The 24,097-nt window shown below is 43.1% G+C and carries 14 protein-coding genes; 4 read left to right on the plus strand and 10 right to left on the minus strand.

Annotated elements, in window-relative coordinates; all coding sequences use genetic code 11:
* Positions 1–6 precede the first annotated feature (6 nt).
* The 9 genes from FFF34_008500 to bglX all read right to left on the minus strand — a co-directional run bounded on the left by FFF34_008500 (position 7) and on the right by bglX (position 19,458).
* Positions 7–381, minus strand: coding sequence for a hypothetical protein (locus FFF34_008500; protein ID TSD67415.1), 375 nt, complete (start codon positions 379–381; stop codon positions 7–9).
* 121 nt (positions 382–502) lie between these two features.
* Positions 503–2,914 carry an FtsX-like permease family protein gene (locus FFF34_008505; GenBank protein TSD67416.1) on the minus strand — a complete coding sequence of 804 codons (2,412 nt, stop codon included), beginning with the start codon at positions 2,912–2,914 and terminating at the stop codon, positions 503–505.
* 188 nt (positions 2,915–3,102) lie between these two features.
* Positions 3,103–4,653: a VCBS repeat-containing protein gene (locus tag FFF34_008510; GenBank protein TSD67417.1), complete on the minus strand. Its 1,551-nt coding sequence runs from the start codon at positions 4,651–4,653 to the stop codon at positions 3,103–3,105.
* Positions 4,654–4,704: 51 nt separating this feature from the next.
* Positions 4,705–6,252 (minus strand): VCBS repeat-containing protein, encoded by a 1,548-nt coding sequence (locus FFF34_008515; protein TSD67418.1) that lies wholly within the window; start codon positions 6,250–6,252, stop codon positions 4,705–4,707.
* Positions 6,253–6,273: 21 nt separating this feature from the next.
* Complete coding sequence (locus FFF34_008520; GenBank protein ID TSD67419.1) at positions 6,274–7,599, minus strand: vanadium-dependent haloperoxidase; 1,326 nt, start codon at positions 7,597–7,599, stop codon at positions 6,274–6,276.
* A gap of 23 nt (positions 7,600–7,622) precedes the next feature.
* A complete protein-coding gene (locus FFF34_008525) occupies positions 7,623–11,195 on the minus strand; it encodes an RNA-binding protein (GenBank protein TSD67420.1) in 3,573 nt (1,190 codons plus the stop codon).
* Positions 11,196–11,277: 82 nt separating this feature from the next.
* On the minus strand, positions 11,278–13,092 hold the full coding sequence (locus tag FFF34_008530; GenBank protein TSD67421.1) for a RagB/SusD family nutrient uptake outer membrane protein: 1,815 nt from the start codon (positions 13,090–13,092) through the stop codon (positions 11,278–11,280).
* Positions 13,093–13,118: 26 nt separating this feature from the next.
* Positions 13,119–16,262 carry a TonB-dependent receptor gene (locus tag FFF34_008535; GenBank protein ID TSD67422.1) on the minus strand — a complete coding sequence of 1,048 codons (3,144 nt, stop codon included), beginning with the start codon at positions 16,260–16,262 and terminating at the stop codon, positions 13,119–13,121.
* Between the two features lie 889 nt (positions 16,263–17,151).
* Entirely contained in the window at positions 17,152–19,458 is a 2,307-nt protein-coding gene (gene bglX / locus FFF34_008540) for a beta-glucosidase BglX (GenBank protein TSD67423.1), read from the minus strand.
* Between the two features lie 179 nt (positions 19,459–19,637).
* Between bglX and FFF34_008545 the strand changes: the two genes are divergently transcribed.
* The 4 genes from FFF34_008545 (at position 19,638) to FFF34_008560 (ending at position 22,449) form a co-directional block, all read left to right on the plus strand.
* Complete coding sequence (locus FFF34_008545; protein ID TSD67424.1) at positions 19,638–20,399, plus strand: NUDIX domain-containing protein; 762 nt, start codon at positions 19,638–19,640, stop codon at positions 20,397–20,399.
* A 41-nt stretch (positions 20,400–20,440) separates the two neighbouring features.
* The gene (locus FFF34_008550; GenBank protein ID TSD67425.1) at positions 20,441–21,301 is read left to right on the plus strand and encodes a YitT family protein; all 861 of its coding nucleotides are present in this window, start codon (positions 20,441–20,443) and stop codon (positions 21,299–21,301) included.
* 42 nt (positions 21,302–21,343) lie between these two features.
* Positions 21,344–22,078: an endonuclease gene (locus FFF34_008555; GenBank protein ID TSD67426.1), complete on the plus strand. Its 735-nt coding sequence runs from the start codon at positions 21,344–21,346 to the stop codon at positions 22,076–22,078.
* Positions 22,079–22,263: 185 nt separating this feature from the next.
* Positions 22,264–22,449, plus strand: a complete 186-nt coding sequence (locus tag FFF34_008560) for a hypothetical protein (protein ID TSD67427.1) — start codon at positions 22,264–22,266, stop codon at positions 22,447–22,449.
* A 21-nt stretch (positions 22,450–22,470) separates the two neighbouring features.
* Here the strand turns inward: FFF34_008560 and FFF34_008565 are convergent, their stop codons facing one another.
* Positions 22,471–23,802 (minus strand): beta-lactamase family protein, encoded by a 1,332-nt coding sequence (locus FFF34_008565; GenBank protein ID TSD67428.1) that lies wholly within the window; start codon positions 23,800–23,802, stop codon positions 22,471–22,473.
* Between the last annotated feature and the right edge of the window lie 295 nt (positions 23,803–24,097).

The following is a 24,097-nucleotide window of genomic DNA, read 5'->3' on the forward strand; positions in this document are numbered from 1 at the left end:
CGCCGCTTAATTGGCTGTACGTTTAGCCCGCTGCTTAACTATCTCTTTTATGGCTTCGGCAACCAATGCCTTCTGCTCGGCGCTAAGGCTGTTTACCTCGCTGTCGCCATTAAAAGAATAATATATGCGGCCCATTGCACCCTCCTGGGCCTTGAACTTTTTGCCGTTGTGCTCGTAGTATAAATGCCCTCCTGTTGATATATCCTCAATAGCGGTTTGGTCCTGGTTAAATACCACACGGCCGGCATACTCTATCTTTTGATAGTTGTTATCATCGTGGGTAACAATTGTGGTCGACGGCCCATTGTGGCAGGCCGTAGCCGCTGTTAATAAGGTTGCTGTTAATATAATTGCCGATAGCTTTTTAATAGTTGTTGTCATTGCATTGTTGGTTAATGTTCATCAAAAATAAACATTACATGGTATTATGCAATACATAGTACTATTAAAAATAACATTAATTGTATAACTAATTGTTTATCAGATACATAATTTTTTAAGCCTACTCCGTACGCAAACTTTTAATTGGATTTATTAAGGCCGCTTTGATCAACTGGAAACTAACCGTAGCTAAAGCTATCCCAATGGCTACCCCACCGGCCAACAAAAATATACTCCAATGTATCTCTATCCGGTAGGTATAATCCTGCAGCCATTTACTCATTAAATACCATGTTATGGGCGATGCTATTACAAAACCAATACCTACCAATATGATAAACTCCTTAGAGAACAGGTAAACAATACCCGATACCGACGAACCCAGCACTTTGCGTATACCAACCTCTTTTAGGCGCTGTACGGCCATAAACGATGCCAGGCCATATAAACCCAGGCAGCTTAGTAATATGGCCACTATGGCAAAGCATTCGTATATCTGCGATAACTGGTTCTCCTGCTTGTAAAAACTCGCTATGCTTTCGTCTAAAAAGCGGTATTCAAAGGCATAGTCGGGGTAAACCTCGTTCCATATATTTTCAATACCTTTTAATGATGCCTGCATATCAGCCGTATTTAGCTTGATGTTTGCTATATGATAGCGTTTTTTGTAGGTAGTTATCAGCAAAGGTGCGTATTCGTCTTTTAACGACCGGTTGTGAAAATTCTTTAATACACCTGCTACCCTGCCCTTTGCAAAATTGCCTAACGCTATTTGTTTGCCTAACATATCCTTGGGGTTACGTATACCCATCTTTTGCGCTAAAGCCTCATTCACCAAAAACTCACGGGTGGTGTCTGAAGCGGCTAAATTATGCCCGGCTACCAGCTGTAATTTATAGGTAGGTATATACTGCTCGTCGGCATTTTTAATAATAGAATAAAAATCTACCGGTTTAGCGGCATTTTCATAAGTAAACATTGTCCAGTTATCATCATCGCCTGCCGGCACGTCCGAGCTTAAGCTTAGCTTTTCCACACCGTTCAAATCAGTTATTCTTTTTTTAAGGTATTCCAATTTACTTATAGCAACACTATCTGTAGGGAAAGGCACATTCACCATGGCATCTTTTGCAAAGCCCATGCTTTCGTGGGTAAAAAAGTTCATTTGCTTTACTATAATGATGGTGCAAATGATGAGTCCCTGCGCAATAATAAACTGGAATACTACCAGCGCATGCCTTAACGATATCCCTTTGGATGATTTAAAGGCCAGCTTACTTTTTAAGGCATTGATAGGGTTAAAACCCGATAGCACCATTGATGGATAGAAACCCGCTACAATGGTTACCCCAATTGTAAGCGCCACCATAAAGGCAGCTACCTGATACTGTAGCAACATACCTGCAGATAAAGGCAGATCCATAATTTTACCTACTGCCGGCACGGCCAGCACGCTAATACCCGCCGCCAATACCAACGATACCAGTACAATTACCAATGTTTCGGCTAAAAACTGCATTTGCAGCTGGCCGCGGTTGCCACCCAATACTTTACGTATGCCTACCTCTTTGGCGCGATTAACCGCCTGCGCGGTGGCCAGGTTTATAAAATTCACACAGGCTATCACCAAAATAAACAGCGCTATCATCCACAGCATGTTTATCATTTGGTGGGTGATGGATTTGTTTGAATAGTTGCCAGCTTTGTTGTCAAAGTGTATATCCCCCACCGGTTGGGTAATTTCGCTGTCCATATTATCGGGCGAGTGGTTCTTTTTCACCAAAGCACGCAGCCTGGCGGTAAGGTGTGCTTGGGTAACGTTGGGTGCCAATAATACATAGCATGCAAAATAACCACCTGTGCTATCCCAATCTTTCGATTTTAAAAGGTCGGCTGTAAAACCGGTACCTAATGATATAACAACATGCATTTGAAAATCGCTGTTTTTAGGTATTGGCGCCAGTATACCTGTTACTTTCAGCACATCCCTGTTGTTCCATTTAATGGTTTTGCCCATAGCGGTTTTCCAGTCGCCAAAATAACGGTCGGCGGTTTCCTGTGTCAGTATAACCGAGTTGGGGTCTTTTAAGGCAGTTGCTTTATCGCCCTGTATTAAGGGGAAATCAAATATTTTGAAAAAGGCCGCAGTGGTTAAAAACGTTCCTTGCTCTTTGAATTTCTTGGCAATACCGCCATCCGCATTTAAAACTTGCAATTGCTCGTCGTTTTGATGGTACACAGGGGCTATTTCCTCAACCTCGGGGATACTGGTTTTGATGCCCTGCGGTACAGCCCTGGGTACGCCGGAGCCGTAAAAAATATCTTTTGAATCGGCATGATGATACTCTGTAAGCAGGCGGTATATCCTATCCTTTTTGGTATGAAAGTCATCAAAACTTACATGGAACTGTATCAGCACAAAAATTACCATACACACGGCAATGCCCGACCCAAGGCCGATAATATTGATAAGCGTATACGACCGTTGGCGATAAACATTACGCCATGCAGTTTTAAATAGATTTTTAAACATAACAACAGGTTTTATGTGAACAATTTGGTTTGCGCCAAAAATTGTTCAAAGCCAGTGCCAGCGCAAAAAACGGCCCTCATAGGCCAAATACGCAATATTTAATTCACAGGTGTACGATAACGAACACTTGTACGTACGGTTTCGTACATTGATATTCGTGTGTAACAGGTAAGAATATTTTAGAGCTGTTAAGGCTTTTTTGAAGTGTTTTGCAGTACAATAATGGGCTGATGCGCGTTCCAATTGGGTTTAAAATCCTTTTGGTTCAGCAGCTTTTCCTCGTAGATAGAAAAATTGCCCAAAACAATGTCCAGGTCGCCGTCGCCATCCAAATCGGCGGCATCCATCACCAGCCAGCGGCCCTCTGTATTTATGGGGATGTTGTGCGCTTTAAATTTACCCTTCCCGGTTTGCTCCATATAGGTAAAGCCTTCCTGCGGAGTATTCTTAAAATCGGGGAAAAAAGCGATGTTGGCAATATCCATATCGCCATCGCCATCAAAATCGGCGGCTATGGCTTTTGAAGCGCCATTTAGGTGATAAAAATAGGTTTGTTTAAACTTACAGTTGCCCTGGTTGGTAAATATATACACCCCGTGGTAAGGCTTTAATATCGGCGAGAGGTCGTTATTGTCGCCGCATATATAGATGATATCTTTTTTATCATCATTATTCATATCAACCAGTTGAAAACTGTAGGTACCATACACCGGCGGGAAACGCAGCAGGTTTTGCGATTTAAAACCACCCTGCTTATCGTTTAAAAACAGCCAAAGGCCCTCATCGGCCTGGGCAAACTGGCACAAAAAATCGGGCCAGCCATCGTTGTTAAAATCGCCCATCTCCAGCTGTATAGCACCGGGCACGGCCCGTATCACTTTTTTAACAAACTTGTGGTTTGGCTGCTGCTGTACCAAAAACAACGCCCCTTTCTCGTTACCAAAGCCGCAAACAATATAGTCGGTAAGGCCATCCTTGTTAAAATCGCCCGATGCTAATTGTACGGGGCGGGGCAGGCTGTCAGCCAGGGTTGTTACTACATGTTTGCCATCTAACTGCACCTCATTTAAGCTGCCTTTAAGATAATCGTTAGGCGGCATTACCCCAAGGCTGGTAAATACACCTGTGTTTTTACCCTCGGCTGTTTTAAAAAACTCAGCATAGCTAACCGGCGATGGTAATTTGGCAACCAGCGCAGGCCTTAAACTGGCATCCCAGCTGTACACGTTGTTAGCCGCATCGGCAGTGTACAGGGTTTTATTAAATGGGTTGTACCGCGCTAGGGTGGTCATGGCGGTGGCACTTTTATTTGTGCCTAAAGGGCGCTGCAGTTTAAATATAGCCCAATCGGTAACGGCATTTGGTTTTGGTACTTCCAGCTTTTTGGGCGAATTGGCTTTATAGTATTCAACTATTTTTTGCCAGTCTATTATATTTATCAGCGATTGCTTATCGGCATAAAGCTGCCCCATTTCGCTTTGAAAGCCCAATTTAAGGGCCATTGCAGGCAATACACTGGTTTCCCAAATGTGGTTGTCAAGCAGGGCGGGCTTTGGGTATTGATGGCAGTTGGCGCAATACTTTTTTGATAGTGCAGCACCCTGCTCCAGTATTTCGGCGCGGGTTGGAGGGCTATCTGTATTACTGCCGCAACCATTCAAAATAAATATAGCCGCGGCGGTTATGGTTACCAATAAAGCAGCCAAACCATTGGCCGGTAGCCTGTAGGTATTAGGCATTTAGTAATTGTTTTGCTCCCATCATCTCGCTCGTCAATAATACCACAATAACTATTTTTTTATGTTGTTTTCCAGTACTATAAATGGTGTATGCTCGTCCCACTTTGGTGCAAAATTGGGCTGAAACAAAAACCCGCTGGCATAATTACCTAAAATTATATCGGGCTTGCCATCGTTGTTATGGTCGGCAACTTCCATGGCCATCCAGCGGCCGTATTGGCTTACGGGTACCGCATGCGGTTTAAATTGCATGGCTTTGTCCTGCTCAAAGTAAATAAACTCTTCGGCAGGGTTATTTTTCATATCAGCAAAAAACGCGGTGGTAGCAATATCCAAATCGCCATCGTTATCAAAATCGGCAGCAATGGCTTTGGTACAACCATTTATAGGGTAAAACCAGGTTTGCTTAAAGTTAAAGTTGCCTGTATTTTTAAATATGTACAAACCATGGTAAGGCTTCAATATCCGCGAATCGCGGAAGTTGTAACCGCAGGTATATATCAGGTCGGGGTTGCCATCCTTGTCAATATCCGTTAGCTGGAAACTGGTAGACCCATAAACCGGCGGAAAGCTCATCAGTTCTTTTGATGTAAAGCCACCTTTTTTGTCATTCAGCATGAGCGATAAGCCCTCGTTAGAGCTGCCGAACAGCACCATCAGGTCGGGCCAGCTATCCTTGTTAAAATCGCCGGTAACGGCTTGCACCGCGCCGGGCCTGTCGCTTAGGGTGGTTTGTTTATAGGTTTTACCATCGGCCGCTAATTTTAGCATATAAATGCCGCCTTTCAGGCTACCCTGGCCTAACACTATTATTTCTGCTTTCCCGTCCTTATCAAAGTCGGCGTTAATGGTTTGTACCGGCCTTGGCAGGTCTGCCGCTATTTCGGTTGCCTGCAGTTTGCCACCCAGTGCCACATCAAATACCCTCCCGTTAGGGAAATCAATAGGATCTATGCGCCCTATAGCGGTAACTATTGCCTTTTCGGCACCCGATGCATCCTTTACAAAATTAGCTTGTATAGCCGCCGATGGCAGTTTGGTAACACTGCTGATGTTTAATTGCTTATCCCACTCGGTTAAGTTGCCCGATACCACATCGCCGGTATATATTTTACCCGCGGGGCTGGCGGCCACCATTGTAGTGAAACAAATATCGTTTGATCGGGCCGCCTTTTTAAGTGTAAAACCTGCCCAATCTTTTTGTAAAGGCACCGGCGGCTTAGCAGCAGCAAGCGTATCCGGCGCTAATTTTTTATAGTAGTTTACAATAGCGGCCCATTCGGGTAAAGTTAGGCCCGAGGTATCCGTTTCGTCCTTATAATAATCGATACCGTAGGTTTTAATACCAAAATTATGCGCCATCGCCGGTAACGTATGTACCGTCCAAACATCTTTTGTTAGTGCATCTACGGGCACTAAGGCATGGCAGCGCTTACAGTTAATTTCGGCCAGCTTTTTACCATCGGCAAGGGTATCTCCTGTAAACTCAAAACCATTGCCTGTTTTGCTTTTGCAGCCATTAAGTAAAGTACTAAGCGATAAAATTGCTACGCCTATTACCATGCAGGATGTAAACCAAAAAGTCCTCTTTAGTCTCATGATCAGTATGTGTGCTTATTTTTAGTTTTGTAATTTTAATGTGTTCCAAATATACTCGCCTATCTGGCGGCCTTGTTTAGCTCCGGCATCAACGCTTATCTTATAATGTATGCCACCATAATACCGGCTTATTGATGTTTCGTCGGATGCCTTTAAGAATGAATCGAAATGGCGCTGCATGCCAATATAACGCAGGTCGCTGGTGTCCTGGTATTCAAAATTATCGCCGAATATGTGGGTTAACATTACCGCCGCCGCGCCGCTTATATCGCTATGCCCGCTTGGGTATTCGGGGAATGGCGGTGTTTGTAACAATGGCAGCCAGGTGTGGTCAATCTTATCGTTTATCACGGTAACCGGCCTAATGTATTTGGTATCATATTTAACCTGCCAGCCGCAAATAAAGGCATCGTACAAAGCTATTGAGGTAAGCGCATAAGCCTGTGCCGTTTTTACTGCATCGGCCTTAGTTTTTTTACAGGCAATGGCTGTAATGCCTATCCAGTGGCCACCGGGGGTTATTTTTTTGTTTACAAACATCATGTGGCCGTTGTGCTGTATTACAAATGGGTTATCGTCCCAAAACTTGGCTATGGTAACCTGCTCGGGCGTTAAACTTTTGCTTTGTTCATAAACAGCCATGTTTTGTTTAAAATACTCGCTGTTTTTGTCCTCGCTGTAGGCAGGCGGCGGCGGCAAGGCAAAATCTGATGATGATTTCACTACAAATGTTTCCATAGTACCCCAGCAATACTCTACCCCATCCAAATAATCGGGAGGGGTTGGGTGCCATTTACCGTTATCGTTAGTGCCTAAAAATTTAGGTTTACCGCGTGTTTGCGGGTAATTATCAAAAGCAGCACGGCCCAATATAGCTTTACCTACACTTTCGCCAAACGCCATCGAACGGGCGTAGGTAGAATCGTCCATGTTATCGTGATACATGGCGTAAAGCTTGTCCTCGTACTTTTGCAGGGTATCTACAGAAAAAGTTACTTTATGCGCAACCGTAAACAATGCCTTTGAAGCGGCAAGCGCGAAGTTGTATTTTTTACCCTTTTGCGGCTGCGGCATGGGCTTAAACCCCTTTAACTGGCTAACAATTGAATTATACTTTGGGTTAGCAAAACGCATTGCTTCGTATGAAGCTAACGAGGCATATCCGTATATACGGCTGGCTACCGGTGGGGTAAACACATCATATATAATCACCTGTGTTAACTGGTCTACGTTATCGTGCAAAACATCGGCATCGCTTTTTAAAGCGGTCTTTGGTTTTTGCCGGCAACCCGTGCCTGCTACCAATATGCCCAAAGCAACAGCAAATAATACCTTAAAGTATCTCATAATTCAATAGCTAATATATAATATCAATTAATAGGTATGGTTCGTGTATGGCCCAGGTTATCAGTTATTGTAACAGAGGCCATTGCAGCATCAATATTAAAAAATCTGCCCGACTGTGACAAGAAAGATCCGCCATTATAAAATTCCTGTTTCGCCGATTTGCCACTCTTGTATTTTATTATGGCAAACATATCCATAGGCTGCAGGGCAACGGTTTTTACAGGCTTTTTCAACTCAAATAGTTTTAGGGCATCCTTGTATTGCGTTGCCGCTATTAAATATTGCCCTTTAGCGCCGCGCAGCTTTACCAAAGCCTTGCCATCGCCGGGTATATATATGCCGCTTTGCATAATGGTTAGCGGGCTAAAGCCGCCTTTACCATCGCCTTTTAACAGCAGGCCGTTAAAAGCATCGTAGCGCCCGGTGGTTACCTCGGTGCCGTAATCGTTACCACTTAGAGCAACATCGAGGTTGCCATCTCCATCAAAGTCATCAACCACTATACCGCTTAACTGCGATACTTGCGCCTGTAAAGGCAATGGTATCATGGTAAACTTGCCCTTACCGTCATTACGCAAATAGCACGATTGCAATATATTTGCCTTTAACCTGATAGCCCCCTCGCGCATTTTTGGTGTTATCACGCTATCCATAGTTGCCACCGCGTACGATTTATAGTTTTGGAACTTGATACGCATGCTTATCATTTGCTTAACAATATCATCACGCGTATGCGCCGGAAACTCCTTCATATCACCATCTTTATCCTTTAAAAACACCGATGGGAAAGCATCAAAGCTGTTGTTGTTATCAAAATCTTTGGCCGTTATGTATAGCGGATATTGGTCTGTTGCTTTGTAAAAAGTATTTAAGCCGGTGTTACCAACTATGTAGTCAATATCACCATCATGGTCAAAATCGCCGCCTGCAATGGTGTTCCACCAGCCCAGCTTGTTTTGTACACCGCTTGTTTTTGTAGCGTTTTTAAATACGCCATGGTCATTCTTCAGGAAAGTAACAGGCATCCATTCGCCGGTTATTACCAGGTCGGGCCAGCCGTCATTATCATAATCGGTGAAGGCTGCATCGCACACCAGGCCTATATTTTTAAGCGATTTAGCTACCGTTGGCGTAACATCGGTAAATTTTAATTCGCCTTTTTTGCTATCGTTACGCAAAATAAAGCTTGATACCGGTTTAGGATAGTTCCATGGATCAACCCTGCCGGATACAAACAAGTCCAGCTTGCCATTTTTATCATAATCGACGGCTTTTACGCATAGCTTGCTGGTAAAGTTGGCAGGTAACGCGTTTGGCTGCAAGGTATAGTTACCTTTACCGTCATTCATGTATATCCTATCCTGGTACGATTTTGAATTTGGTTCATCCTCGTAACCGCCGCTGGCTACATAAAGGTCGAGGTCGCCATCGCCGTCGGCATCAAAAAGCAACAAGCCTTCATCCTTGTACTTCCCTGTTATAGCTTTTGCAGGCACCAGGTCTCGCTGTATAAACTTGCCGCTGGCTTGCTGTAACAATACCTGCGCCGGGTACTTCGAGGTGCCACCCACAACCATATCATCAAAACCATTACCATCTACATCGCCAACCGCTATAGCCGGCGAGTATTCGGACAGTTTATGCGGCAGAAGCTTTTGAATATTAAAATCAATAAAATCGTCGCTTTTGTGCATGTAATTTATGCCTACCGCCTTAGTTACCTCGGTAAACAGCGAGGCTTTATTTACAGTAGGGATATTAAAATTATAGTTGCTGCCGGCATTAGCAATATCTACCTTTAAAACCTGGTCGGCTTTTACGTTTTTAAGCGTTTGTTGCTTACCGTTTTGCCATTTTATAACAACCGAATCTACCGTACTAACATTGCCCAAACCAAAATGCGCGATGTTTTGTATGGTTGATAAATACCCCCTGAAAGGTGTGTTTTCATATACCTGGTGCTTGCCATGGTTATAATAAATATCAGCCCAGGCACCTATGCCATCCTTATTTTGCGCGGCACCCTTAAATTGTATTTGCAGGTAGTGATTATCAGCTTTATCTTTTTCGCGTAAGGTGTTTTTATAAATAAATGCCTCACCATCAATATTGTTGACGATCATATCCATAGCCCCATCGTTATTCAAGTCCGCGTACACCGCGCCGTTTGAGAACGAAGGCTCGTCAAGCCCCCAGTTTTTAGTAACATCCTCAAATTGTAGCTTGTTGTTATTACGAAAAGCATAGTTAGATATTTTTACAATGGGTATTTGCTCCAGTACCTGCTTTTTGGTAGCAACAGCATACGATTCATTACGGAAGGTGATGAAATCATGGTCGGTTACATCGCGCGGGTAGCCATTGGTTACCACAATATCGCGGTAGCCATCGTTATCAAAATCGGTTATCATTGGCGCCCAGCTCCAGTCGGTTTGTGCCACGCCGCTAAAAAAGGCTACTTCGCTAAATATTGGTGCGCCAACCGTATCTTGCTGCCCTAAACGCGGCCCCTGGTTAAGTTGTAATGTATTGTGGTTATATTGATATTGGTATCCGTAAAAGTCAAAATTTTGGTATAGCTGGTAGGATGTACCGGGCATAAACATTTTTTTGCGGTAGTTATCCTCGGGGTCCATATCCAGTTCAAAAACGTCGGCAAGGCCGTCGTTATTAATATCCTGTATATCCTGGCCCATAGCGCTTGTAGCGGTATGCCTAAAGTATTCTTTAGTACGATCGGTAAAGGTGCCGTCGTGGTTGTTAATGTACAGTATGTTATTGGGTAAAAAGTCGTTTGTTACGTAAATGTCTTTCCAGCCGTCGCGGTTAATATCGGCTATACTGGCAGCGTGGCCATAGCCTTCAATTAGTATACCCGCCTGTTTTGATACATTGGTATAGACAGGGTGCTTTAACGCCGCATTATAATCGTTACGGTATAAACGGCCAGTACTCCGTGCCGTGCCATCAACTACTATAGGCCTAAAGGCGCTGGTATTATCGTTTGATTGTGCCTCATTTACAGTTAAGTACATATCGAGGTCGCCATCGTTGTCGTAATCAAAAAACGATGCCATAGTAGAGTGTACATTTATATTTAAACCGTACTCCCTGGCTTCTTCTTTAAATATTGGCACCCCGTCTTTGCCGGCGCCCTGGTTAATATATAATAGGTTCATACGCTTAACCGAATCGTTAAGCAAGGTATTGCACACATAAATATCGGGTAAATCATCGTTGTTAATATCAACAACGGCTACTCCCCTGCCCCAGCCGCCTTTACCGCCAACACCGGCCTTTTTGGTTACATCATCAAATTTCATATCGCCTTTGTTGATGTACAGGCGGTTAGATACCGCGTTACCAACAAAATAAATATCGGGCAAGCCGTCGTTATTAAAATCGCCAATGCCTACGCCGCCGCCATTATAAATGTTAAGCTTATCAAGCGGGTTGATAGAATCGTTCTCTACTATTTTGTTATTAAAATCGATACCGGATTGCGAAGAGGGTATTTTTTGGAAAAGCGTTGCCTTTTTACACGAGAATATAAAAAGCGTAACTGCAATTAATATGGGGAATTTTAGGGCTTTCATTACAATAGGTCAGTAGCAAATATAAAATAAAAAAAGAGCCCTGATAATTATCAGGGCTCTTTTTTTATAAACTGGTTAATGATTAATAACCAGGGTTTTGCTTGATGTTTCCTTGCGTAACATCTATCTGTCCTTGAGGGATAGGGAACAACTCGTTTTTACCTGCCGTAAACACTGCTGCTTTGATTAACAATATTGGGAAAGCAGGAACGTGGTTTTCGTGGAATAAGTAATCGTTGATTTGCTTAGCCATAAAACCTGCACCCATTGGGCCGCCTGTAATACCATCCCAACGCTGTAAGTCGAAGAAACGGTGACCTTCCATACCTAACTCAATCCTGCGCTCAAACTGTACTGCTTTACGTGCTAAAGCCTTATCAGTCCAAGGTGTTAAGTATAAACCTACTTTGTAGTTAGCAGCCGGTGTGCTGGTAAAACCACCTGTAGGGTTTGAAGCATCTACATAAGTATGTACCCAACCTGTAGCATCAGCAGCGCGGGCTCTAACCCTGTTTACTAATGCACGTGCGTTATCTAAACTTCCAACTTCAACTTCGCATTCTGCTGCCCATAATAATACATCGGCAAAACGGATAACGTTGTAACTGTTTGCTGTTGACTGGTTAGCTGCCCAACCACCGTAAGTATCAGATGTGCTGGCTTGTGCTGCTTTGTAGTAAACGTTTTTGATAGGGCTGTATGGGCCACCGTCATCCTGGTCACGAGCCCAGGCTTTTCCCGGGTGAATTCCCCAGTCAAGATAAGGGATACCTCTACGACCTACTGACCAATCTAAACGTGAATCTAAAGTACCGGCGTAGGTAGTGAACGGAGCACTTGCATCAACACCCTGGTCATTTTTAACATCACTGTCATTGTAAGTATCTAACAATGGTAAACCTGTAACCGCATCTGTTTTAAACGCGTTTACAAAGCTAAATGACGGCTGGAAGAAACCGCAGCAGGTAGCAGGGCCACCTGATGGGAAGTTTAATGTTTGACCAGCATTACCATTTAAACCGTTTGCACCATCGTTTACCGATGTTTGTGCTACAAACACACCTTCCGGTCCGTTTTTGGTAGACGGGTTAAAGTTGTTTGCATATTTACCTAAAGCATAAGCTGCACCACCAGCAGTTTTACCATTAGCAATTACATTGTTTAATATAGTAAGTGCTGCAGCGTATTTGTGATCGTACATTAATGCCTTAGCCTGGAAAGCTAATGCTGCCCATTTGTTTGCACGGCCAACTTGTGGCTGTGTTTCGGGCAATACTGCTGCTGCTGCTGCAAAATCGGCAGCAATTTTGTCCCATATAGGGCCAGGGTTACCAATATTGTAGTTACCGTTATCGTAGGTAATGGTTTCATCAGCATAAGGTACATTTCTCCATATCTTAGCTAATTCAAAGTGATAAAAACCACGTAAGAAACGCGCCTCGGCAGTTACCTGTGCAATATTAGCTGCAGTTAACGAACCATCTTTTACCAAAGGTATCTCGCGGATAACATCGTTTGCGCGTTGTATACCGTTAAACATTACGCGCCATTTCGGGTCAAGGTAACCGTTGTTACCGGTTGGTGTTCTCGACTCGATAGCCGCTGCATCCGGCTGGTCACCAGGGGTTGAGCCTTTATGGGCATCATCCGCAGCAACACTACCATATATCCAGTTATCGGTACCTGTAGACCAGGTAGCACCCGGCTGTCCGTTGTAACTACCATCAACCAAAGCATAAGCTCCGATCAATAAGCCGTCTACACCGGTCTTATTTGCTAAAACTGTGCTGTTTAGCTGGTTTGTGGGGGTTTTGTCCAGAAACTTCTTACACGACATAGAGAAGGCAAGTGTAGCAACTGACCCTACTATGATCAATTTATGATTAAACTTTTTCATTTTGTAATTTTTTACTTTTTCGTTAATTAAAATGTTAAACGAACACCTAAAATGAACTTACGCTCGTTGTTAGGATAGTTACCTTGATCAACACCCGGAGCACTTGCGCCATTTGACTGCAACTCAGGATCCATACCGCTATAACCGGTTATGGTGAACAAGTTTGTTCCTTGTACATACACATTCAGTTTATCAACACCAACTGCTTTTAAAGCTGCAGGGCCAAAAGTGTAACCTAATTGTGCAACACGCATTTTTAAGAATGAACCATTCTCAACATAGTACGAGTTAGCTACACCGCTTGTGCTAAAGTTGTTAGCTGCTTCAAGTTTAGGTGCTTTAGGGTTAAGGTTGCTTGGGGTCCATGAGTTAAACAACAGGTCGTTACCTTTATTACCGGTTAATGAGCTGTAGAAGTTGGTCCAGTATTTAACATAGTTAAACACATCGCTACCTTGCGAGCCATAGAATACCGCGCTGAAATCAAAGTTTTTGTAGTTTAAACCTAAGTTTACACCGTAAGTGAAATCAGGGGTACCTTTACCGTAGAAAGTACGGTCGGCATCGGTGATCTTTTTGTCGCCATCAATATCGGCGTATTTAAACCTACCCGGTGCTGCATCAGCTTGTGTTGGAGATGCGCTTACATCAGCGGCATCTTTAAAGTAACCTACTACTTTATAGCCATAGAACGAGCCTATAGGCATGCCAACTTGTTGTTTAACAACGGCACCGAAACGTAAGAATAAGTCGGTGTAATCGTTTTTCAGGTAAGTGATCTTGTTATTAACAGAAGTAAAGTTTACACCAACGTTAAACGAAAGATCTGAAGTGATGCGATCGCGGTAGTTTAATGACATATCTAAACCTTTGTTTTGTACTTCACCAACGTTAACATATGGAGCGTTAGCACCACCTGTTGTTGCTGGTAAGGTTACAGGGAACAATAGATCTGATGAAGTCTTTTTGTAATACTCAGCAGTGAAATCTAATTTGTTAAATAAAGTTACATCAACACCAATGTTAAGTATTTTATCAGTTTCCCAAGTGGTTGCTTTGTTACCAATTGCATTGTTAAAGAAACCTTGGGTGATGTTGTTGTTTGAACCATCAATAGCGTAGAAAGATGAAGCTCTGTCTAAGCTAAACAATGTAGCAGCGTTTGCTCCCGGTACGTTACCCTGGAAACCGGCCGAACCGTAGCTACCACGTAGTTTTAGATCATTAACCCAGGTAACACCTTTCATAAAGTCTTCCTGAGATACTCTCCAACCTAAAGACACAGATGGGAAATAACCCACTTGCTGGCCCGGTGCAAATACCGAAGAAGCATCACGACGGATGGTAGCACCTAAAATGTACCTGTCGTTATAGATATAATCTAAACGGCCGAAGAATGATTGGCCAGAGGTTGGTTGTGCAAAATAGCTGTAACGATTGTTAACAGAGTTACCAGAACCAATGTTCACAAAGTTTGGATCTAACGAAGGAAGATCAGATACTGAAGTTCCTAAGCCACGGCCCGAGTATTGTTTCTGCTCGTAACCTGCTAAGAATTTAACACTGTGTTTTCCAAATAATTGGTTGTAGTTAATGGTGTTACTCCAGTTGTAATAGTTATTGTAACCAGAGTTTTCGCTGTAACCATTTTTGTTAGCGTGGCCTTCACCGCTATCGTAAGGGCGATAGCCGATAGTAAAGTTGTAGAAGTTATCAATATGGCCGCTAAATGCCGAACGAACAGTAAAGTGTTTAAGGAAATCGGCCTCTGCAAATACAGTACCTTCAATGTTCCAAACACGGTTTTCGTTATTTTTTTGTCTGTCTTGTGTAGCAACCGGGTTAACCGCGTTACCCAATGCAGTAGGGCCTGCCCATGTACCACCAAACTGTTTGCCTGATATGTCATAGATAGGTATTTGTGGCTCTGCACGATATACTTGCGATATTGAGTTACCCTCGCTTTGGTTACCACCTGGTATACCACCTTGTCCGTTAGGGTTTAAAGTATAAAACATACTTGCGTTTTCACCAACACGGAAGTGATCTTTTATATTAAAGGTAGTGTTGATACGAGCCTGTACCCTTTTAAAGTAAGTATCTATCAAAGTACCTTGCTGGTTTAAGTAACCAAATGAGGTATAGTAAGCATTTTTATCGTTAGCACCGCTTGCCGATATAGTATGCGACTGAATAGGAGCTGCTTTAAAAATAGCATGAAACCAATCAGTACCTTGGTTATTATCAAATTTTTGGATCAGGTAATCATTTGCCTGGTTAAACTCGTCAAATTTGTAACGTGAAGGGTCAACCTCAGGTGCGCCAGATGCAAATACACCTTTTACACCAGGGCCTTGTGCACCGTAGTCTGCAATGCCACCACCAGCTAAAAATAAGCTGCTTGTAGGCTCAACTTGTTTTACTAAGGTTAAGTAATCTTTAGCGTTTAATGTATTAAACGGATTGCCACCCATTGGGCGTTGTGTACCGTAATAACCATCATAAGTAAATGTTGATTTACCTGCTTTACCTTTTTTAGTAGTTACTAAAACAACACCGTTACCACCCGCAACACCATAAATAGCAGCCGCACCAGCATCTTTTAATACGCTGATAGACTCGATATCGTTAGGGTTGATGTTTTGCAGGTTACCGCCTTGTACACCATCTACTATCACTAATGGACCTGAGTTACCAAAGTTTGAGGTACCACGGATAGTGATTTGCGCGCCTGCACCCGGAGAACCCTGGGTTACTACAGTAACACCCGAAGCCTGACCTTGTAATAATTGATCTGAGCTACTTGCGGGTACTTTAATTGCGCTTGATACATCAACCGTTGCAACCGCACCGGAGATGTCTTTTTTACGTTGCGAGGTGTAGCCCGTTACTACAACTTCGTTTAGTGAATTGTTGGCAGCTTGCAGCGTAACGTTTACTGTTTCGCTTTGGCCAACGGTTACTTCCTGGGTGGTGTAGCCCAGGTAAGAAACTACTAATACGTTACCCGGACTTACATTTAGGCTGTACTGTCCGTTAACGTCTGTTTGTGTGCCGATAGTAGTACCCTTAACGCGCACAGTGGCTCCAACTACCGGCAGCTTGTCGTCGCTGCCAATAACCTTTCCTGTGTGCTTTGTTTGGGCTGTAACTACTAACGAAGATACCATGCAGCATAATAGCAGGCATAGCGCTCTTCCTTTAAGGAGTAGACTTTTAAACATGAGATTGAGATTTAGTTGATTAATATATTTGATTTAAGATTTTAATTCATTTTCATAATAACAAGACGTGATTATTGTACCTGCGTGAGATAACAGGCAATGATGAACCTAAAGAATTTTTTCTTTGGAGTACGGGGCTAAGCCCTTTTAACATGAAGCAATTGGGAAGAAAAAATTGTAAAAGTTTAATCATATATAAAACACCTTCTGCTTTAAAAATTATTTCGCTTTACATCACACATAAATTTACCACCGGGTGGCATATCAATGTATTATTTGTTTTTAAATTTTACTTTATTTCCGGTTACAGAAAATTATAATTGGTAATGCTCTAATATAAATAGAGTGTATAGGTTACACAAGCAAAATTTACAGAATTATAAATTATTTATTATTTAGGGCTCAAATGCTTATGAAATTCTAATTTATTAATACATTATTAAATACCTGTTAACATTTTGGCATAAATACTAAAAAAATCGAAATGTAATATTCTTGTTATATAACACTTTTTCAATAAAAAAACCCCCTTAGTTTTATTAAATAGTCCCATTTCCAATTCTTTCATAATTTTTTTAAAAAGTAGCGTCCGTAATAAACTTTTTAAACCCACTTTAAATTATTGCAACATTAGCTAAATGTTAATATTGTATTACCTTGATTTATAACCACGTAAAAGCAACGTGCCATTACAGTTGATGTGCCGATCATGGTTTTTTTTAAAGCATTTAAAAGTTTATATATACAAAAAATGCCTTAGCTAAACACTAAGGCATTTTTTGTGGAAATTTGTATAAATAGAATTTAACAAAAAACAATACTATTTTAACACCACTTATTTAACCCAATTAACTTTAGCAGCATGTGTATCGGCCGAGTTGGTACCAATTTGTATTATAAACTCGCCTGGCTCCCAATCATACTTTAACTGGCTATTATAAAACTTTAATTGCTGCGGGGTAATGGTAAAACTAACCTCTTTCTTCTCGCCATTTTGCAGGTTTATCTTTTTAAAGCCTTTTAACTCCTTTACAGGGCGGCTAATACTGGCAACAGGGTCGCTTATATATAATTGTACCACTTCTTCGCCTGCATAGGGGCCGTTATTGGTTACAGTTACCGTTGCGGTTAAAGCAGTGTAGCCTTTAAGCTGCGTTTTGCTTAGGGTGATATCGCTATAGCTAAACTTGCTGTAGCTTAAACCATAACCAAATGGGTATAGCGGATCATTAGATATATCCAGATAGTTTGATTTAAACTTGGTTGGACCATCGGTATAAGGGCGACCTGTATTTAGGTGGTTATAATATAAAGGTATCTGCCCTACGCTGCGCGGAAAGGTAGTAGTTAATTTACCGGCAGGGTTATAATTACCAAATAGTACTTCGGCAACGGCATTACCCGCTTCGGTGCCCGGTGCCCATACGTCTAATATAGCAGCGGCATTTTCGTTTTCCCAGGTTAGGGTAAGCGGCCTGCCGTTAAACAATACAATAACTATGGGTTTGCCCAGTGTGGCCAGTTCTTTTAACATATGTTGCTGGCTTTCGGGGATGCTGATGTCTGACCGGCTCGACGATTCGCCGCTCATGCTTTGCGATTCGCCTACAACGGCTACTATAATATCCGATTTTTTAGCCGCGCTCATCGCCTCGTCTATCATCTCCTGGCTTGTGCGCTTATCTAAGCTAACCATGCCGGGGCCAAAATTCAGGCGTTTCATAAACTCCTGGTCTTCGGTAATGTTTGATCCTTTTGCATAGTTGATCTTTACATTTTCGCCTACCACATGTTTTATACCTTCTAATATACTAACCGATTTTTCCCACTCGCCACCTATTACCCAGGTGCCCAGCATATCGCGCTTGTTATCGGCCAACGGGCCAACCAATGCAATACTACCACCCGATTTTTTTAGCGGCAGCACCTGGTTAGCATTTTTAAGCAATACAAACGAGTGCTCAGCAACGGTGCGTGCTGCTTTGCGGTTTTCCTCGGTCATAATATCCGAAGTTTCTCTTTTTGGATCTAAAGATTTATAGGGGTTATCAAATAAGCCCAGTTTATACTTAGCCTCTAAAATGCGGCGGCAAGCCATATCAATATCAACCATAGTTATTTTACCCTGCTGCAGCGATTTCTTTAGCGTAGATAAATACCCCTCTCCTACCATATCCATATCCAGGCCGGCCTTAATAGCCAGTGCAGATACGGTTGGCAAATCGCCAAGGCCATGGTTGGTAACCTCGTTAAGGGCGGTATAATCTGATACTACAAAACCCTTAAAACCCCACTGCGAGCGAAGCAAGTCTGTTAACAACCATTTATTTACGGTAGCGGGTACTTCATCCACTACGTTAAACGAGCTCATGATACTACCTGCGCCTGCATCTATAGCTGCTTTGTAAGGCGGCAGGTATTCGTTGTACATTCTAATACGGCTCATATCGGCAGTATTATATTCGCGGCCGGCCTCAGCAGCACCATATAGGGCAAAGTGCTTTACGCAGGCCATTACCGCATCGGCATTTTTTAGGCTGCTGCCCTGGTAGCCCCTAACCATAGCCGCGGCAATTTGCCCGCCCAACCATGGGTCTTCGCCCGATCCTTCGGATATACGGCCCCAGCGTGCATCACGTGCAATATCAACCATTGGCGAAAACACCCAGTTTAAGCCTTCGGCAGTTGCCTCTTTGGCTGCTATGTGCGCCGATTGTTGTATCAACCCCAGATCCCATGTGGTAGACATACCCAACGGTATCGGAAATATGGTGCGGTGGCCGTGTATCACATCTAAGCCAAATATTAACGGAATGTGCAGGCGGGTGTTTTTTACCGCGGCCTCTTGCGCCTTGCGTACGCTGGCCGTGCCATATAAACCAAATATGCCGCCTATTTGCCCTTTGCTTATACCATTATCTATACCATTGTTGGTAACAGAACCGGTAATAGCCATACCACCCGTTACCAGGTTAAGCTGCCCTATCTTTTCGTCAACCGTCATCTTTTTCATCAGGCCAGTTACAAAGGTGTTCATTTTGGCATCGGGCGATGTTTGTGCCGCTACCTTATTAAAAGGTATAGCAAGCAGTACCGCTGCCGATAATTGAATAAAATGCCTATGGGTGAATTTTATGCTCATCAAAATTAAATTTATAGTGCGCAGGTGATACCATCAAACAATGTTAATTTTTGCTTTATTAAATTACTGTTAAACTTATTAGTTATAATTGATTGTTTAAAAAGCACACGCGATGGTGTAATTGGTACACAATTGTAGATATTTAATTTAAACATTCAAAGTATTTTTATTAATAACCAATGTTGACTAAAGAGGAACTGGACAAGTTTTGGGTAGAAGCCAGAGATCTGTATCTCGACCACATATCGATAGATTGTGTGGTGTTTGGCTTTCATGAAGGGCAAATGAAAGTGCTGATGCTAAAAAGCAGAAATGAAGAAGCATGGTACCTGCCCGGCGGCTTTGTACTAAAGGAAGAACCTATTGATACCGCGGCCAACCGCATATTAAAAATACGTACGGGAATTGACGAGGTTTTTTTACAACAATTCCGTGTTTTTGGCGACCCCGACCGTACCAAAGAGCATCATGAAATGTATAAGGATGCCACGCACCCAAAACATAACTTTTTTGCACAGCGCTTTATATCCATTGGTTATTATGCCCTTGTTGATTTTACAGGTGCCATACCCACGCCCGATGCTTTCTCGGAAATATGCACCTGGCGGGATGTGAACGACCTGCCCAATTTTCAGCTGGACCACGGCCTTATATTTAAAGCCGCCCTGGATACCCTGCGCCTGCAACTTAGCTACCAACCCATTGGTTATAATTTAATGCCCAAAGAGTTTACCATGCCCGAACTGCAAAAGCTTTACGAAACCATATTGGACCAAAAGCTGGACAGGCGCAATTTTCAGCGCCGCATGCTGGGCTTTGGGATATTAAACAAACTGGCGCAAACCCGCAAAGGCGGCGCACATAAAGCCCCCTACCTTTACTCGTTTAACCTGGAGCAATACCAGGCCGCGTTAAAAGAGGGTTTAAAAAGCGGCTGGTGATAAATCTTTTCTTATCTTAAGCCCTGTCTACATTATCACGTATGAAAAACAAGAACAACCTGATTGACTTAGTATTAGTTATTTTAGGGATACTATCTGCAGGGATGGGGTTAAAGGGTTTTTTGCTGCCCAGCCATTTTATTGATGGCGGTGTAACAGGCATATCGCTATTGGTTGCCGATACCACCCACTTACCCATATCAGTTTTAATTTTCGTTATCAACCTGCCGTTTTTGTATTTAGGGTACCGCAAACTGGGTGCTGCATTTGCTATAAAAAGCGCGCTGGCTATAGGCGGGCTGTCGTTATGTTTGGCTTTTGTACATTTCCCGGATGTTACGCCCGATAAGCTGCTTACGGCTGTGTTTGGCGGCGTATTTATAGGCGCAGGCATTGGTTTGGCCATACGCGGCGGCGCTGTTTTAGACGGCACCGAAATAGCCGCCCTGCTGGTGAGTAAAAAAACGCAGATAGTGCGTGTAAGCGATGTGATACTAATACTTAACGTGATCATATTTGGTGTGGCCATATTTATTATAGGTGTAGAAGAAAGCCTGTATTCCATCCTCACCTACCTGTCGGCGGCAAAAATGATGGACCTTGTATTAAACGGTTTAGAGCAATATACCGGCATTACCATTATATCATCAAAAGGCGAGGCCATACGCATAGCCATTACCCAATCGCTCGGTCGTGGGGTTACGGTTTACCAGGGCAAAAGCGGTTATGGTAAAGACGGCCATATTAACGACCCGCGCGAAATTATTTTTACCGTAGCTACCCGCCTTGAAGTGCCGCTTATTAAACGCGAAGTTTTAAAAATAGACCCATCGGCATTTATTGTACAGCAAAGCGTTGACGATACCACGGGTGGATTGCTCAAACGTAAAAAAGCGCATTAAGCTACTGGCTCAATATTTGCAACGCAGGCATAAACCAATTTTATGCCTGAAGGGCCAAGCATACTCATATTAAAAGAGAAGGTACAGCAGTTTAAAGGCAAAAAGATAATAGCCGCCACGTGCAACAACAATACCTTTGATGCCGGCTTATTAATTAACCAAACCATTACTGATTTTAAAAGCTGGGGAAAGCACTTTTTAATATGCCTGCCACACTTTACCGTGCGTATACATATGATGATGTTTGGCACGTATCGCATTAACCAGCATACCGCTAAATCGCCGCGCCTGCATTTGCAATTTGCAGATGGCGAACTTAACTTTTACGCCTGCTTACTGCAACTGATTGATGAACCGCTGGATGAGGTGTACGATTGGTCGGCAGATGTTATGAGCGATAAATGGGATACACGCAAAGCCATTAAAAAAATGAAAGCGATACCCAAACTTTTAGCCTGCGATGCCTTAATGGACCAGCAATTGTTTTCGGGGGTGGGCAATATCATCAAAAACGAGGCCCTGTTTCGTGCCCGCATACATCCCGAAAGCCTGGTAGCGGCTATGCCGCCTAAAAAGGTAAAGGAAATGATAACCGAAGCCATTACCTACAGTTTTGAGTTTTTTGAACAACGCAAGGCCGGCACCCTCAGCAAACACTGGCAGGCCTATCATAAAAAGCAATGCCCGCGCAACCATGTGCCCTTTATCGAAAAAGATACGGGCAAATCGCACAGGGCAAGTTTTTATTGTGAATTATGCCAGGTGAAGTATCAGTAAGTATTGCCCGATGCGGCGAACCGTTAGCCGTCGTTCAGGTCTTCGACAGGCTCAGACTGACACCCGATGTCATGGTGAGCTTGTCGAACCATTAGCTGTCGTTCAGGTCTTCGATAAGTTAGACTTAGCTACCCTAAACTTATTCCCATTTTGGTTGTTGTGTTTAGCAATTAACCCATACCACCATGAAAACAATAAGTGTTAACGGCAACCCCGAATCGATGACTGCTATTATGGTTCCAAAATCAACCGATTATCATGACCATGAAACCATCAGGCTGGAATCGGCAGACCATAACCACACTGTCGAAAAAACCATCTTCAGGATAGTAGACGGCGGCGAAGACCATTGGGAATTACAGTTTGAATAAGCTGTTGTACAGCTAAAGGCTTTATTTCTCGCGGGTGAACACCTTTATGCCGCCATTTTGCTTTAATATAAACTGGCCTTTAGCTGTATCAAATTCTACTACAATATCATTAGGCTCAAATTCAAACCTGTCTTTGCCCGTAGCCTCCAGCCTTATTAGCCCCTGCCCGGCTGCCTGGCCGTACAAAGTTGTATTATCTTTGCTCATCGTTATTTTCAACGGGAAATCGGGGCTGCTGTATACACCCAGGTATTTGTCCAGCTCTTCGGTTTTCAGGTCCGGTTTTTTGTAAAGCGGCATTGTAAACGGTTCATTAAAAACAATGCTAACCGTTGCCTTTAAAATTTTCTCGGTTGAGTATATACCACCGTTTGATGTGTAGGCTATCGCCAATTTTTGCTGCGGAAAATAAGCCAGTTCGGCCCTAAAACCATCAATTGCACCATTATGCCCATAGCTTACCTTTCCATCAAAATCTATTTTGCGCATAGCCATGCCATAATAATCGCTTAAGGGTTTCATTTTAGCCAGGCTGGCATCGCTGATAAGCTTGCCGTTAAACAAGGCCTCGGCAAATTTGGTCAGGTCGGCAGGGGTAGATACCATTGCCCCGGCACCAGATGGTATGCTCATGTCTGTTTCGGGTATTATTTTCCACTTATCCGCAAAATTGTAAGATAGGGCCTCATTATTCGCCGTGTTTATTTTGCCCCCATAATAGGTGTCCTTTAACCCCGCTTTATTTATTACCCGCTGCTTTACCACATCGGCAAAGGGCTGGTTGGTTATTTTTTCTACGATATAGGCCAGTACAATAAAGTTGGTGTTGCTGTATTCAAACTTAGCGCCGGGCTCAAACCTTGGGGCAAAGGCGGCCATCTTGGTCAGCATCTGCTCGCGGGTTTGCGGCTTGGTCATGTAAGTAGCAAAGGCGGGGTCGTTGGTTATGTTAAACAAACCGCTGTGGTGACTAAGCAGCTGGCCAATGGTAATATTAGCAGCATTGGGCATTTGCGGGTAAAACTTGTCCAGCGTAGTTTCAAGCGTTAGTTTACCTTCCTCAATCAGCTGAAAGGTTATTACACCTGTAAACATTTTGCTGATAGAGCCTATGCGGTATTTGGTTTGCACAGTAGCCGGTTGACTGCTTAAGCTATCAATAAAGCTATAGCCTACCGCCTTTTGATAAATCGTTTTACCGTTTTGCGAGATGGACAGGCTACCCATGGTTTTGTTATTGGAGCTTAATATGTTAAGCAAACTATCTAACCTGGGCTTATTAATACTTTGCGCGTATACAGTATTATGCAAAGCTGCGCCAAGCAGCAAAAGGGCAAGCAAGCGTTTCATCATGGCAGGAATAATTAAGTGGTGTTGGTGTTTGACAACATCGCCTTACATAATGTTACACGTTACAAATGATGTGCTAAGGAGTATGATTTTGGTGTGGTCACTATAGGTGTTCGGAAAACTTTTAATTCCCTCCTCGGGGAGGGGTGCGGTGAGAAATGAGCGTAAAGGCGGGGAGGGGGTTTATATGAGCAATGGGTGAAAAAGTAGCTTGACGCCTGATTTAACCCCTACCTCCTCCTTCCCCAGGGAAGGAATCACACATTGCCAGCGCTATTTAATCCTCTCAACACTATGG

The sequence above is a fragment of the Inquilinus sp. KBS0705 genome (assembly GCA_005938025.2).
Taxonomy (GTDB): domain Bacteria; phylum Bacteroidota; class Bacteroidia; order Sphingobacteriales; family Sphingobacteriaceae; genus Mucilaginibacter.